The organism is Enterococcus durans, assembly GCF_002277935.1.
Taxonomy (GTDB): domain Bacteria; phylum Bacillota; class Bacilli; order Lactobacillales; family Enterococcaceae; genus Enterococcus_B; species Enterococcus_B durans.
The window spans coordinates 316073-330995 of record NZ_CP022930.1 but is presented as its reverse complement, the minus strand read 5'-3'; the positions used below and the strand labels follow the sequence as shown (position 1 = coordinate 330995).

The window sequence follows — 14923 nt, the reverse complement described above, 5'->3', positions numbered from 1 at the left end:
CATTAGTTCATTTATTGCCTTTATTTTACTACAAACAGGTGAAAAAAGATAAAAACAAATAAAACTTGAGTCTGAAAAAAATTAGGCGTATACTATCATTTGTGAGATGCGGGTGTAGTTTAGTGGTAAAATCCCAGCTTCCCAAGCTGATGTCGCGGGTTCGATTCCCGTCACCCGCTTATATGAATTTTTGAATGAGTAAAACGATAATCAGACATTGATTATCGTTTTTTTGTCGTCAGAAATAAGCAACAAGCAAAAAGCCGATCCGTGGCGTATTTTATTTGTGAAGAAGACCAATAGAAAAGAACGATAAAAACAGGTGAATTCCGTCAATTAAATAAATTTCTTTATTTTAAAAAAGGGGAACATATGTTAAAGTTTAGAATAGTTGTTTTAGTAAAGGAGTAAAGAAATGGGAAAAAAATCATCAAAAGCAATTATGGGGATCGTTGTGGCAATTTTAGCTGGTGCACTTGGTCTATCAACACAAAAAGATTCCGATATCGTCCAACAAATCACTGGAATATTCGAGTCAACGCCTCAAGCCTCTAAGGTAGCCGATGTTCCAGAATATGATGGAAAACATCAAGAAATAGAGATCAATAATAACCAACCGGATTTTTCCAAAGAAGATCTAAGCTTGTCAAAAGGAACATGGCAAAGCTATTCAAATATCGACCGTCTGAATCGTGTAGGTGCTGCGAACGCTATGTTAGGTAAAGATTTGTTTCCTAAAGAAAAACGGGAAGCTTTGTATGTCGATCCAACAGGGTGGAAACAAAAGAAACTAAGCGATGGGCAGTGGTTATATAATCGTAGCCATTTGATTGGCTATCAGTTAACTGGCCAAAACAATAATATCAAAAACTTGATGACTGGGACACGTTCGTTGAATGCACCTTATATGTTGGCACATGAAAATGATATCGCAGCTTATATCAAAGAAACTAATCATCATGTACGTTATCGGGTAACCCCGCATTTTCAAGGGGATGAATTGGTAGCAAGAGGGGTACAACTGGAAGCAGAAAGTATCGAAGACAAAAAAATCGAATTCAATGTCTTTATTTATAATGTTCAAGATGGTTATACGATCAACTATGAAACTGGTCAAGCAACAAAAAAATAGAGCAGTATTGAACGGATATATTCGAAAAAAGTGTGAAAATCTTGAAGAAAAATCGAAAAAGCTTATGTTTATTTAAATTTAGCGTATACTTAGTTTAGAATAACTTTAAATGAAATGATTTGAACGAAGGTTATGGTATGCTAATGTAGCATACATTCTCAAATTATCTATAAGTTTCTGAAGATTTGTTTGTAGTTTTGAGCTACTTCGAGTAGAATAAAGGTGTATAAGGTAAATGGATTACCTTTGGGAAAGAGGTGTAGAATCATGGGTTTTACAGATGAAACCGTACGTTTTGGTTTTGATGATAGTCGTAAAAAAGAAGTCAGCGAAACATTAGCGATCGTTTATCGGGCTTTAGAAGAAAAAGGCTACAATCCAATCAACCAGATTGTGGGCTACTTACTTTCTGGAGACCCGGCCTACATTCCTCGTTATCGTGATGCACGTAATTTGATTCGCCGTCACGAGCGCGATGAGATCATGGAAGTAATCGTTAAAGATTATCTCACGAACCATGGAGTAAATCTATGAGGGTCATGGGCTTAGATGTAGGCTCAAAAACAGTCGGAGTTGCTGTTAGTGATCCTTTTGGGTGGACTGCTCAAGGCGTAGAAATCATTCGGATCAATGAGTCAGCTGAAGAGTTTGGCTTTGACCGTCTGAAAGAATTAGTGGAAGAATATGAAGTCGATCGTTTCGTCGTAGGCTTGCCTAAAAATATGAATAATACAATTGGACCAAGAGCGGAAAGTTCGATCGCTTATGGAGAAAAAATCGAAGAATTGTTTTCCTTGCCAGTTGATTATCAAGATGAACGTTTGACCACTGTTCAAGCTGAACGAATGTTAGTTGAGCAAGCAAACACGTCACGAGCAAAAAGAAAAAAAGTCATTGATAAGTTAGCCGCTGTAATGATTTTACAAAATTATTTAGATGGTTCAGGGAAAAAATGGTTTTAACATAAAATGAAAAGAGGGAATCTTATGACAGAAAATAATCATACACATGACCACGATCACGAAGGACATGAGCATATCACATTAGTTGATGATCAAGGAAATGAAACATTATACGAAATCTTATTAACAGTAGATGGCCAAGAAGAATTTGGACGCAACTACGTGTTACTTTATCCAGCAGGAGCATCTGAAGATGAAGATGTCGAATTACAAGCTTATGCATACATCGAAAATGAAGATGGTACAGAAGGCGAACTAGAACAAATCGAAACAGATGCTGAATGGGACATGATCGAAGAAGTGTTCAACACATTCATGGCTGAAGAAGAAGAATAGTTTCAAAAAATGGGAGAAACCTTGTTAGACAGGGTTTCTTCTTTTTTATTTTTCTTTTGACTGAGAAATTGATCAAGATAATTAGAAATTTAGATGTGCTACAAGCTTTTCAATAGCATTGCCTTTATGCTGCTGTTATCGCAGAGCATTCAGAAAAGAGTGTAGAAAGAGGATACTTTTCGGTAGCTGATAAAACTAATTTGAGTATAACTAATGAGTAAGACTTGAAAAAAATGGAAATGATTAGTACAATTGTTTTATGATTATTGAACTAAATCAACAACAAGCAGATGAAATGCGAGTGAAGCTTTTTAAAGCCTTGTCTGATCCGACAAGAATTGAAATTATCAGATATCTAAAAAAGGTTGATCGTGAAATTACGTGTGGTGAGATTGGAAAGGTTGTTAAAATGAGCAAGTCAGCAGGCTCTTATCACTTTAAACTATTAAGAGAAGCTGGGTTAATTTCCTCTCGTAAAGAAGCAAGAGAGAAATATGTCTCACTGAACTACGATACCTTTGAAAGATATGTAAACCATTTTTTAGATTCTCTATAATTGAGGAAATCGAGACAAAAGTCGTTTTGGTTTGAGAAAATTGTGGATAAAAACGAACAATACGTTTTTTGTATTGCTCGTTTTTTTTTGAAATTTCCAAAATACCTGACTTTTGGACGCCGTTTATTTGAGAGAGGTTGGGACAGAAGTGTTTAACTCCGAGAAATAAGAAGAAATGAACGAAAATTGCTTTTCAAATTTTTGTGAATTTCGGCTTATTTCCGAAGGAGTTGCTTCTGCTCCCACCGTTTATTCGAGAGTCTGTAGCAAACCTGATTTTTAGATTTGTGACATATTTTTTCTTTCAAAGTACTAAAATATGTTGACAGTATATAAAAATAGTATTAGTTTTAAGTACAATAGTTCAATAACTTTTGTACTATTTAACTTTTAAGTGAAAGAGAGGACATAGATATGATTTCGGAAGATGAGAAAATGTGGTTAAAACGAGACCGTTTTAAGAATCTGGCAGAGTTAAATCAGACTGATCGTGAAGAGATGGAGAAAGATACGATTGAAACAGTGAAGAACAATAATCTTGATACTGATGTCAGACTTGTTGTCATTTTAGAAGACCGACACGTTGTTCCAATTACGAATTCAAATAAAGTCAAAAATGCCGTGCAAAAGTACTTGTCATAGGCGAGGAGAGAAGAGAAATGAAAAAAGTAAACTCAACGTGGGTATTGATACTAACATCCCTCGGAATTTTTTTATCGATGATGGATTCGATGATTGTTACAACGGCTTCAACAGCCATTAGGAATGATTTTAATATTACGGTTAGCCAATTACAATGGGCTATAAATGCGTATAACATCACGATTGCTGCAGTGTTACTGTTGGGGGTATCACTTGGTGATCGCTTTGGTCATCGCAAAGTTTATAATCTAGGGATTCTTGTATTTGTGATTGGTTCAATTTTGTGTGCACTATCAAATAGCATTAATTTTCTGATAGTTGCACGGATAATTGAGGGGATCGGTGCCTCTGTCATTACACCAATGTCGATGGCTATTTTAACATCTGCTTTGCCATCGGAAGAACGGGGTCGTGCTTTAGGAATCTGGAGTGGGATTGGTGGACTAGCACTTATTGTTGGTCCAGCGTTAGGTGGTTTTATTGTTGCCAAGCTGATGTGGCAGTGGATATTTTGGATCAATGTTCCAATTGGAATAGTTGGTATGTATTTGTCACAGAAAAAGTTACCAGAATCAAAACGAAATGCTTCTAGCATCAATATCCTAGATTCGATTCTAATCATACTGGCTTCTGCTGGAATCATCTGGGCATTATCTGAAAGTAAGAGTGTTCCGATTGCCACTTCAACGATCATTATTGGTGTGATCAGCATTATTATTGGTGTTTTATTTGTCTTCCGGCAAAAATCCGAAAGTGAACCAATGGTACCATTGAGATTTTTTAAATCAAAATCATTTAATGGTGGTAATACTGCAACATTCTTACTTTATGCGTCGATGTATGGGGTAGTCTTCTTTCTCCCTCAATATTTTCAAGTCGTGAACCATTCAAATGCACTTATTTCAGGATTGAAGCTATTGCCTTGGACTGGAACTTTGGTTATCATCGCACCTTTTGCAGGTAGCGCAGTTGATAAATTTGGTGAAAGATTTATCGCTACAATTGGGTTGGTGTTGCAGGGCATCGGATATATTTGGATTGCGCTAGCTTTTCATCCGGGAACATCTTACCTACTGATTGTGCTCCCTCTAGTTTTAGCAGGTACAGGGCTTTCAATGGCCGGCCCCGCCTTACAAAAATCAGCTATTGGATCAGTAAAAGGAAACGAAGTTGGTAAAGCATCTGGCATCTACAATATGTTTCGGCTGTTTGGTGGTGCGGTAGGTGTAACAGTCACAGTAATTATTTTTTATGCGGTTGGCAGTGTGGCGACAGTTAGCGACTTTTTCAATGGATTCAGCGCAGCTATGATTGGATCTGGTTTAATGTCATTAGTTGGTATTATCTTTGCCATGATGATTGCTAAGCAGAAATCATGATTTATGAGATTAAGCTCGATTAGATAATCGAATCCAAGAGGTAGCCGTATCAGCCTATGCGAAACTAAACGACTAGGCAGTTGAGTCAAAGAAGATGATAGGGTCAAAAGAGTCTTTTCCGAAAGGTTCTTACAATTTGTATTGAATCAGAATTATAGCATAGTCGATTCACAGATCGCTATTGATGTCAGTTTACTGGGGAAATCTTACTTGAAGGATGTCAATGGTTAAAATCTGAGAAAGCTAGAAGACTTCAATCATCGAAAGTTCGCAAAGAAAAAAGATTCACGTTGCATTGAATTTGAATACGAGGCGAAATTCGTACTTTCCTATCTTCAAACGCAACAATAAGAATTGGATTCTCAGATTTTATAACGAGAATGTCCGAAAATGAAAGTATAGCATTTTTCTTTAAGAGTTTATCCTTGTTATAATTTCTTGAAATCTAGGTTATAAGCTGTTATATAGCTTTTTCTTTAGTCTCATTCTCTTTGCTAAGATTTCCGTAGATGTCCATAGTCGTGCTTATAGATGCGTAATGTAGTCAGTCTTTACCACTAATCACCAAGGACATAAAAAAGTGTTAAAATATTTTGTTAATGATTGGAAGAGCTTGGTATTTAACTAAAAAGAAATAGCAGAACAAAAATGGAGCGGCCGAAAATTCGGCTGCCTTTTTAGTGGAAAAAGTTGGATGATATTTAACAAAAAATAATACTTTTTAAGCTTAATATTGACAATTGCTGCCTTTACTGATAAATTCAAGTTACCAGAACTTGCCACGCTTGGGAAACCAGCGGACCACGGCGAGTCTTTTTTTGTATTGAGGTGAAAGCGTATTCTTATATATGATCAATTAGCTTATATCGAAAATTTAATAAAAATGGCTAAAAAAAATAATGAGTTGGACTATACTTATTTTAAAAAAAGTATTGACGTTGATGAGGCAATGAAAGAACCAAAGGAAGGACAAGAATTTATTGATATCCTTCAAAAAGAAGATTATGGTCATATGGTTTTATTTTCTTCTGCAGAAAAACAGCAAGCACTTAACTTTTTTTAATATACAAATTATTATAGATTCTCAGTCTTCCCTAGGCTAGTAGTTGAGGATAATAAGAGAACTTTTTCCAATGTTTTATATTTGTATAATGTGGATAAATACATAAGGAAGCAATTAAGCCATTTTTCAGGAATTCTAGAGGAGTGGATAAAAACCTCTCTTGCTAATGTAATTAGTAATAACTATAATTCTGATGAATACCAACAGGCTGAATTTTATCTTGATTTAAATATTTATGGTAAAGAAGAACTAGGAAAAGAGATTTTAGCGAGTTTTGCTGAAACAGTTACTCGAAGTAAAGAGGAGTATATTAAGTATCATCATAGGGAAAAAAATGGTTGTATTCCTGTGTGGGTTCTGATTGAGGAGTTGACTTTTGGGCAAATTGATACGTTTATCTCTCAGTTGAAGCCTGAGTATAAAAACATGTGGATCGATAAAGTTTTTGGAAAACAATACAGAAAATTTGTTGTTAGTTGGGTGGGGGTTGCTAGATATATCAGAAATATGACTGCGCATCACGCAAGATTTTATAGCAAAAGGTTTGTAGTTTTTCCATCTTTACCTAAAGAAGATTTAAAGAAATATAGTATAAAAAATTCACAAAAAGATAATTTATTTGTAATGTTGTTTACAGAGAAGAAACTTTTTTCTTTCCTTCCAGATCGAGCTATTCAAGATGAATGGAATTTGTTTATAGATGATTTATCTGAATTAGTTGACCATAGCGATGATTTATTTAATTGTGAAGAGAATGGGTTTAAAGAAGATTGGAGAACTGCTTTGAAAATTTTTTGATAAAGAAATCTGAACTCTTTGATAATAAAAACAATGAATTGCATAACAAAAAATCTGAGACAGAAGTTTAGTCCTTCTGTCTCAGATTTTTTTGTTATCTCACTTGAATCAATTGATTGATCAAAATGATCCTGAATTTCATGTTCCCAAATGATTTGAATTCGTAAAATAGTCGTTCCATTGTTTGGATAGTAGTACTCTTATCATCTATATTACCGTTAGACTAAGAGGAAATCATCATATTGTAAAAAATTTTCACATTCTTCTCTTGTGACTTTTTTTGGGGAAAATAAAGATAACCAGAAGAAAAAGCCAAGTGAAGGGCAATGCTTTTTGAAATGGTTGAATAAATGCTCTTGATAATTTCTGAGTACTTACTGCACTTATTTTTTGTTGGATTTTCTTCACAATAAGAGTTGATGATTCATTTTTTTGTGTGGGAATATTTTCTCCATCAATGCCTTTCTTTATACCGTTTAATAACTGTTCTTTCTGCATATTAGACACTTGCAGTTCCGCAACTTGATTTTGAGCAGTTTGCCAGATATCTTTTTTCGCTACTGATAGATTTGACGAAAATGCACTAATGAATAGTGCCACAGCTAATACTGTGCCGATTTGGCGGAAAACGCCCATAACACTTTGTGAAGCAGTCAATAATTCACCAGAAAAATTACTTGCACTTAAAACAGTCAACGGACCAATGATTATCCCATAGCCTGCGCCTATCAATACTAAAGCAATAGCAAATTGCCAGTAGATATCCGGATCTAATAAAGTTAATACTGTATATCCTAATGCCATTAAGGTAATCCCAAATAATAATAGTATGCGGGAACCCATTTTTTTAAGCAATAAACCACTGATAGGAGAAAAGAAGAAAACCATAGCAGAAGCTGGTGTAATCAACAAAGCTGCAATAAGTTCTGAATCATTGTAAACCTTGGTGAAAAAGCTGGGAAGAAGAACGAACAAACCTACAAAAAAGATTCCGGAAATCAAAGTCATCAGTACGGTCCCTGAAAATTGACGATCTTTGAATAAAGCTAGAGGAATCATTGGCTCTTTCACAGTTTTTTCATGCCAAATAAATAGGATGAGGGATAACCCAAAAACGCCAAATAATAAGTCTGTTATTAAACTAGTCCATCCCCAGACACGCCCCTGAACAAGTGACAAAACTAGTGAAAACAAAGCAATCACTATAAGCAACATCCCTGGCAAATCAAGAGATTTTTTGATCCTATGTTCATTTTTTATCGGTAATAAAAAGAAATTGACACCTAAAGCAATGATACTTAACGGAAGATTGATCAAAAAAATCCCTCGCCAACTAAAAAATTGCGTCATGAAACCGCCAATTGTTGGACCAAAAGTTGATGCTAATCCCTGAGTAATTCCTAGAATGAGGATTGCGGTATTTCTATTTTTTAGCTCTACAGTATTCATACCAATAGTCATGCTTGTTGGAAAGACGATCGCTGCACCTATTGCCTGTATTCCGCGACTGAGAACAAGTTGTGCGACAGACATAGCACTTCCAGAGGCGAAAGATCCTATTAGAAAAAGGAGCAACCCAATCATATAGACTTTATTCCGACCTAAAATATCAGCAACTCTGCCTAAAGGAATGGTGAATGCAGCAAAAAGAATGGTATAGATATTCAAAGCCCATTGCAGAGAATTAAGATCCGTATGGAAACCAGATTGAATTGCGGGTAATGCAATGTTCATTACAGTGGTATCTAATGCACATAAAAATATGCCGATAGCCATAGTCCCTAAAATAAATTTTTGTTGTTTCGTCATAGTAATGCCCCCTCATTTATGTAGGTAGCATAGAACATGTTATACTGAATATACATATTTAGGTTACAGAAAGAGGGGAATTTGTAAACTATGGGACCTCAGGAAGTCAAGATTCAAAAATTACGACAGATCTATCAAGCCTTACTACATCTATTACAGAAAAAAGAACTGATAGATATCTCGATTTCAGAACTATGCAAAGTAGCTAGAGTTTCACGAACTTACTACTATCGGAATTTCCATTCCTTACAAGATATCATCCTAAGATATAAGAGTTGGGAAATGAGTGCCTATTTGAGGAGAACACAACATGCTAAGGAAGTTAATTTCATCACATTGATGACTGTATATTTTAAATTACAAAAAGAAGAAGCAGAATCAGTGATCCTGTTAGCGAATGCGGGACTAACTGAAACATTGATCACCACTTTTGAAACTGTCTATTCTTATCTCATCGAGCAAGGCTATGTAAAATTACAGAGAAAAAATAATAAATATACGAGTATTTTTATGGCAGGTGCTGTTATTTCTGTCGAATTACGGTGGATCCAATCAGGAATGAAAGAGACCCCGCAAGAAATGGGGGAAATATTATCCGTTTTATTCAATTTTGATAAATAATAGTTTTGGTAAGTATATATAACAATGGATCATATCAATCGAAAATTATGGAGATACACTTAAACAACGAGCTGTCCTATTCAAAAGACTTTTTGCAGTGAAAAACTCTATTTATAGATATTTAGCTGTGCATAATGGATGATTTGTTCAATCTTGCCAATCTTAATGGCTGAAGATGGATAGAATTGAAAAAAGGAGAGACCTTGACCTTATGCAGTCAGGGTTTCTCCTTTCTTTAGATCAATTTACAATAAATTGAAGATTGCTTTTATACTCTTCTTACATCTAAGTAAATGTTTGACTATTTTTCCACAAGCTCATCAAACCTCATGGCAATAATAATCAAAGAGTATCTCTTTTTTGAAACCTAGCTTTGTGTAGAGATGCAACGCACGTTGGTTGGTTGCTTCAACTTCTAAATAGATTTCTTTTTGCTTTTTTGCTAGTAATTGTTGGATGACGGTAGTCAAGATCGATTGACCTAATCCTCGACCACGATGATCAGGATCGACGACAAAGCCATAGATACCATAAGTTTTAGGACTTTCATCGATACGGATGCAGGCGATTACTCGATCTTCTTTGGTAAGAACGAGGGTATTTGCTAAATCTTCTGGTAAAAGGGGTTCAATCTCGTCTTCAGGCATTTCAGCCAGTAAGCGAGCAATCTGTAGGGATTCCTCTGCTTTGGCATGACGTAAAGGAAGTACTTCTTGTTGTGCGTTGAAGTTTGAGCTGTCAAGAAACAGACGATACTCAGAAAATTGATGTACATAACTTTGTTCATTTTTTAGGAAGGTCGTTAAAAGTTGGTCGTTAATGTCTGTGATGATCAAAACAGTCGGAATGGCTTGTTGGCGTGCAAAGTCGTTAAGGGCTACTAAACTATCCGCAATCAACTCGTTTTCTTGAACGATCAATGTGGCTTCAAGGACTTGTGAGTCAAAAAAATTCAAAAAAGCATAGGCTAGAAGTGTATCCTCTTGATAGTAAAGAAAATGCTGACTACGGCGATTTGCTTGATGAAGAAAATCAGGTTCTAATTTGAACCGACATGTGCGTTGACGTTCGACGGTCTCCTTTAATTGTTTTACCTCGGTCATTTCAAAAGAAGATAATTGAGTATTGAATACTTTTTTCATTAAGGCTCCTTTGGTACACTATTTTTTACTATCGTAGCTTATCAAAGTGGATTTTTCAATTGAAAAAAGCCATTTACTTATAGAAATCTTGGTATCTGAATAATCAGAAAGCTGTTATAATGACAATGGTTTGCGGCATGAAAATGACGTTATAGTTTAGAAATCTATTTGGAGCAATAGGAGGAGAACATGAAAAAAGAAATAGGATCGATTAGAAATATCATTCTTTCGATCATCATTGTATTTATTGGCTTTCTTGCCTTGTCATTTGGGATAGGTGGAAGGATCATTGGAGAATTTTGGTTGTTGATTGCAGGATTGCTTGCTAGTCGTATCATTTACGGCAAGATGTTTTATTTGTTCAAAAAAATGAAAGTAAAAGATGGTCTATTGGTGATTGGTTGTTTAGGTCTGGCGATTATCTGGGTGATTATTTATGGAATCATTTCGCAATTATTAGGACTCAGCATGGAATCTAATCCAGTGATGGAGTCGCCAAATTTTTGGACTTTTGTTCTTTTCATACCAGCTTTACTCGGAGAGGAATTACTTGTATTAGTCCCAGTTTCAGTCATTTTGAGACGCTTAGAAGAGAAACAGAAGAAAACAAAATGGTCAGTGGCTTTACTCGTATTGATCAGCTCACTTTTATTTGGGGCATTGCACTTGCCAACATATCAATGGAATTTCTTACAAGCAGTCTTAGCTGTTGGGATCGTGAGAGTACCTTTTACACTGGCGTATATGAAAACAAAGAATATCCTTCCGGCATTTTTAACTCATTTTCTGTATGATAGTTTAATCGTATTGATAAGTATTCTTGTATCATGAGGTTCGCCTGATCAAGGTTACTTGATAGAAAGTAAGTGGGACAAATCTAAAATTCAGGTTTGCTACAGACTCTCGAATAAACGGCGGGAGCAGAAGCAACTCCTTCTTAAATAAGGCGAAATTCACAAAAATTTGAAAAACACTTTTCGTTCATTTCTTCTTATTTCTCGGAGTTAAACACTTCTGTCCCAGCCTCTCTCAAATAAGCGGCGTCCAAAAGTCAGTCTTTTCGGAAATTGCAAAAAAAAACGAGCAATACAAAAAGCGTATTGTTCGTTTTTTTCTCCAATTTCTCAGACCTAAACGACTTTTGTCTCGGCCTCTTTTTTCATTTCTAAGAGAGTAATTGCATCAAGAAACCCGAAATGATCAAAACGATTGCTCCGCCTAGTCGATTCCCCATTTGAGCAAATGCGATCAATTCCATGCGGTTGGCAGCAGAGAGTACTGCAACATTCCCAGTACCACCCATTGAGTTATTACATAGTCCGGCAGTGATTGCTGATTCTACAGGATATAGACCGAATAGACGACCAACAAAGCCTGAAACAAGTGAGATGACGATTACGCTTGTTAAGCACAATACAACAAATTGCCATGTCAAAGCAGAAGCTAAGACATTTAAGTTCAACAATGCGATACCAATACCAGCAAGAACAGCTGCAGTTAAGTTTTTAACGATCAGATTATTGAACATGATTGCGGCATCTTCATAGTATTCTGGTAATACATTAGTGATTTTACAGATAACTACAATGATGATCATGAAGGCATAAGCATGGACTTTTGGTATAAAGAAATTACAGATTTGGCCCAAAATAAAGAAAGTGATAGAGACCATCAAGCCAACCCCTAATTGTTGGATCGTTGGTTTTACATCCCGTGGTTTTCCATCACCAAGGTCACCTTTTGCCATTAATTTTCCATTTCCGTTTAGCTTAGGCATTGATTGTCCAGCACGTGCCACTAAAGCTGCTCCAATAATCGCTAAGACATTTGTCATTGCTGTAGCTGGGATCAAACGAGAAATAATAGACGAAGCATTTGTACCTAAAACATTTGCATAAATCGTTGATAATGGGACGGCACCAGCGCCAACTCCTCCAGCCATTGCAGGAAGTGAGATATACAAAACGGAATTAGCAAATCCATTTCCGATCAACATACCAACTAATCCAACGGCAAAAAATGAGGCGATCATTGAAATAAGTGCTACAGGAATAAAACGTACAGAAGCTTTCATCAATAAACTGCGATTCATTCCTAAAATGCTCCCCGTAATCAAGGCTGCAATATAAAAATCTAGAAAACCCATATTATTGACAAAGTTTTCTGTTGATTTGACTACATAATCAGGTAAAATACCAAACGTTGCAATGGCCGCCGAAGCAAAGATTGCAAAAACAGAACCACCACCTAGGTAACTTTTAACGATTGGGATCTTTGTTCCAATAAAATGGAAGAGATTTCCGAATATCACAAGCACAGCGATAGGTCCTATCATATTACTAGGTAGTTTTCCTAAAGCCATCGCAACGATCAGAACAATGACCATGATCAAGTAGATAGGCAAGCTTACACCACTGATTTTAGTTGCCCAAAAGCTTTCTTTTTTGGTTTCTTCAACTGTTACAGTTGCTGTTTCTTTTTGTGTCATTCATACAGATCCTTTCTTATTTGAAAAAATTCAGTCAAATGAAGACATCAAAAATTAGAGGAGCGAAAATACCCGCTCCCGTAATTCGAGTCAACATTATTTACACGAGTCAGCAAAAGAAGACATCTTAGTGAGTTCGTTTGCTGACTCGTTAGACTTACTCTAAAGGTGACTTTGCCACAGAGTAGTCGCTGATTAACGCGTTAGAATAGGAAAGATTATTGTTCTAAATCTTGATATTCTGGTACCCATTTTGCTGCTTCAACTGCTGCTTTGATATCTGTGATTTCTTCACGATTCAAGTGTTGTGAAACAACTGATTTTGCCACTGTTTCTGCAATTATTTGAGAGAATTCAGTGATTTTCGCAACTGGAGGTAAAATAGCTGCACCTGGTTTTGTTACATCAACGATTCCACCTAATGCACGGCTAGCTTGAGAAATGATTTCAGCATTTACACGTGTAGCAGTAGAAGCAATCAAACCAAGTCCTAGACCAGGGTACATCAAAGCATTATTTGCTTGACCGATTTGGTAAGTAACACCATTATATTCTACATCAGCAGCAGGGATACCTGTCCCAACTAATGCTTTACCGTCTGTCCATTCAATTAGATCTTTTGCTTTTGCTTCTGCTAATTTTGTTGGATTTGACAATGGCATAATAATTGGACGAGCTGTGTGAGCAGCCATTTCTTTTACGATTTCTTCAGTGAAGGCGCCAGGTTGTGTAGAAGTTCCGATCATGATTGTTGGATGGATTTCTTTCACGACTGCTTCTAAGTTTGTTAATTCAGCATGATTTGCAAATTCAGAACGTTTGCGAGCAAATGGAATTTGTCCTGGTGTCAAGCCTTCTGTGTCTTCGAATAAAAGACCTTGTTTGTCTACTTGATAGAAGTGTTTACGTGCATCTTCTTCTGGAACACCTTGGCGGATCATTTCATCTAGCAAGATATTGGCAATACCAACACCGGCTGTTCCAGCACCAAATGTTAAGATTGTTTGATCTTTCAATGCTTCACCAGAAATATTCAAACCACCTAAAACGCCGGCAAGAACAACGATACCAGTTCCTTGGATATCATCATTGAAGGTAGTGATTTTATCTTCATATTTTTCCAAAATCGTTGCAGCATTTCCACGACCAAAGTCTTCCCAGTGTAGAAGTAGTTCAGGGAAAAGCTCAGTTGCAGATTCAACGAATTGATCGATGAATGTGTAGTAAGTTTCGCCTTCGACACGGCTATGACGGTTCCCTAGATACAAAGGATTGTTCAATAATTCTTCATTGTTGGTTCCTGCATCGATTGAAACAGGTAGTACTTGTGTAGGATTGATACCTGCAGCAGCAGTGTAGACCATTAATTTTCCGATAGCGATGTCGACACCATTTACGCCCCAGTCACCCATACCTAAGATTCCTTCAGCGTCTGTTACAACGATCAAGCGGATATCGCGACCGTCAGCAGCATTTTTTAAGCTTGTTTTGATTGATTCAGGTTCGTCAATTGAAAGGAAAGCTGCATCTTGTGGTTTTAAGAAAATTTCATTGTATTGTTCGATTGAGTCCGCAACGACTGGATCATAAACAACTGGCATAAATTCAACAAGGTGTTGTCCCATCAATTTATAGAACAATGTACGGTTCGTGTTGAATAGATTCATTAAGAAAATACGTTTTTCTAAATCTGTTTGTTTGCTCAAATATTGACCATAAGCTTGTACTGATTGTTGTTCAAGTGTTTGGACAGTACTTGGTAACATTCCTGTGATCCCATATTTTGCACGTTCTTCTTTTGTAAAAGCAGTTCCTTTATTTAAAAATGGATTGTTCAATAAGTTTAATCCTGTAAGCATGTATGTTTTCCTCCTAAGATTTGATTACAAGCGAAGTATAGGCGCCGATAAATACTATAGTCAAAAGCGAGGGTAATGATAAATATTATTTATATGAAGAAATTGAATGAAACGTAATTTTGTGATTTAAAACTTT

The 14923-nt window shown here is 36.2% G+C and carries 14 protein-coding genes, 1 tRNA gene and 2 pseudogenes; 13 read left to right on the top strand and 4 right to left on the bottom strand.

Translation table 11 applies throughout. From position 1 onward, the window contains the following. The first annotated feature begins 108 nt into the window (after window positions 1-108). From CJZ72_RS01645 to CJZ72_RS01600, 11 genes and pseudogenes are all read left to right on the top strand, one after another. Window positions 109-179: transfer RNA gene (locus CJZ72_RS01645), tRNA-Gly, on the top strand. Window positions 180-415: 236 nt separating this feature from the next. Beyond that, window positions 416-1132 (top strand): DNA/RNA non-specific endonuclease, encoded by a 717-nt coding sequence (locus CJZ72_RS01640; RefSeq protein WP_081134824.1) that lies wholly within the window; start codon window positions 416-418, stop codon window positions 1130-1132. 267 nt (window positions 1133-1399) lie between these two features. Beyond that, window positions 1400-1666: an IreB family regulatory phosphoprotein gene (locus tag CJZ72_RS01635; RefSeq protein WP_005878304.1), complete on the top strand. Its 267-nt coding sequence runs from the start codon at window positions 1400-1402 to the stop codon at window positions 1664-1666. Continuing rightward, window positions 1663-2094: a Holliday junction resolvase RuvX gene (gene ruvX, locus CJZ72_RS01630; protein WP_081134823.1), complete on the top strand. Its 432-nt coding sequence runs from the start codon at window positions 1663-1665 to the stop codon at window positions 2092-2094. Before CJZ72_RS01635 ends, ruvX begins: the two co-directional genes overlap by 4 nt. Before the next feature lie 24 nt (window positions 2095-2118). Further along, window positions 2119-2430, top strand: a complete 312-nt coding sequence (locus tag CJZ72_RS01625) for a DUF1292 domain-containing protein (protein ID WP_005878307.1) — start codon at window positions 2119-2121, stop codon at window positions 2428-2430. 259 nt (window positions 2431-2689) lie between these two features. Continuing rightward, a complete protein-coding gene (locus CJZ72_RS01620) occupies window positions 2690-2986 on the top strand; it encodes an ArsR/SmtB family transcription factor (RefSeq protein WP_005878309.1) in 297 nt (98 codons plus the stop codon). Between the two features lie 137 nt (window positions 2987-3123). Beyond that, window positions 3124-3243 (top strand): annotated as a pseudogene (locus CJZ72_RS15020) (DUF3788 family protein); the annotation flags it as partial. A 178-nt stretch (window positions 3244-3421) separates the two neighbouring features. Then, entirely contained in the window at window positions 3422-3628 is a 207-nt protein-coding gene (locus CJZ72_RS01610) for a hypothetical protein (RefSeq protein WP_081134865.1), read from the top strand. A gap of 17 nt (window positions 3629-3645) precedes the next feature. Next, window positions 3646-5007, top strand: coding sequence for an MFS transporter (locus tag CJZ72_RS01605; protein ID WP_095443571.1), 1362 nt, complete (start codon window positions 3646-3648; stop codon window positions 5005-5007). Between the two features lie 883 nt (window positions 5008-5890). After that, window positions 5891-6070 carry a hypothetical protein gene (locus CJZ72_RS14650; RefSeq protein ID WP_227260112.1) on the top strand — a complete coding sequence of 60 codons (180 nt, stop codon included), beginning with the start codon at window positions 5891-5893 and terminating at the stop codon, window positions 6068-6070. Window positions 6071-6085: 15 nt separating this feature from the next. Continuing rightward, a pseudogene (locus CJZ72_RS01600) lies at window positions 6086-6868 on the top strand (Abi family protein); the annotation flags it as partial. A 255-nt stretch (window positions 6869-7123) separates the two neighbouring features. On the opposite strand, the gene CJZ72_RS01595 reads toward CJZ72_RS01600, so the two are convergent. Continuing rightward, window positions 7124-8677 (bottom strand): MFS transporter, encoded by a 1554-nt coding sequence (locus CJZ72_RS01595; RefSeq protein WP_081134804.1) that lies wholly within the window; start codon window positions 8675-8677, stop codon window positions 7124-7126. A gap of 90 nt (window positions 8678-8767) precedes the next feature. On the opposite strand from CJZ72_RS01595, the gene CJZ72_RS01590 reads away from it, so the two are divergent. After that, a complete protein-coding gene (locus tag CJZ72_RS01590) occupies window positions 8768-9298 on the top strand; it encodes a TetR-like C-terminal domain-containing protein (RefSeq protein ID WP_081134802.1) in 531 nt (176 codons plus the stop codon). A gap of 320 nt (window positions 9299-9618) precedes the next feature. On the opposite strand, the gene CJZ72_RS01585 is transcribed toward CJZ72_RS01590, so the two are convergent. Next, window positions 9619-10440 carry a GNAT family N-acetyltransferase gene (locus CJZ72_RS01585; RefSeq protein ID WP_081134801.1) on the bottom strand — a complete coding sequence of 274 codons (822 nt, stop codon included), beginning with the start codon at window positions 10438-10440 and terminating at the stop codon, window positions 9619-9621. A gap of 189 nt (window positions 10441-10629) precedes the next feature. On the opposite strand from CJZ72_RS01585, the gene CJZ72_RS01575 reads away from it, so the two are divergent. Continuing rightward, a complete protein-coding gene (locus CJZ72_RS01575) occupies window positions 10630-11271 on the top strand; it encodes a CPBP family intramembrane glutamic endopeptidase (RefSeq protein ID WP_227260473.1) in 642 nt (213 codons plus the stop codon). A 334-nt stretch (window positions 11272-11605) separates the two neighbouring features. On the opposite strand, the gene CJZ72_RS01565 is transcribed toward CJZ72_RS01575, so the two are convergent. Beyond that, on the bottom strand, window positions 11606-12928 hold the full coding sequence (locus CJZ72_RS01565; protein ID WP_081134799.1) for a 2-hydroxycarboxylate transporter family protein: 1323 nt from the start codon (window positions 12926-12928) through the stop codon (window positions 11606-11608). A 218-nt stretch (window positions 12929-13146) separates the two neighbouring features. Beyond that, window positions 13147-14787: a malolactic enzyme gene (locus CJZ72_RS01560; RefSeq protein WP_081134798.1), complete on the bottom strand. Its 1641-nt coding sequence runs from the start codon at window positions 14785-14787 to the stop codon at window positions 13147-13149. Window positions 14788-14923 lie beyond the last annotated feature (136 nt).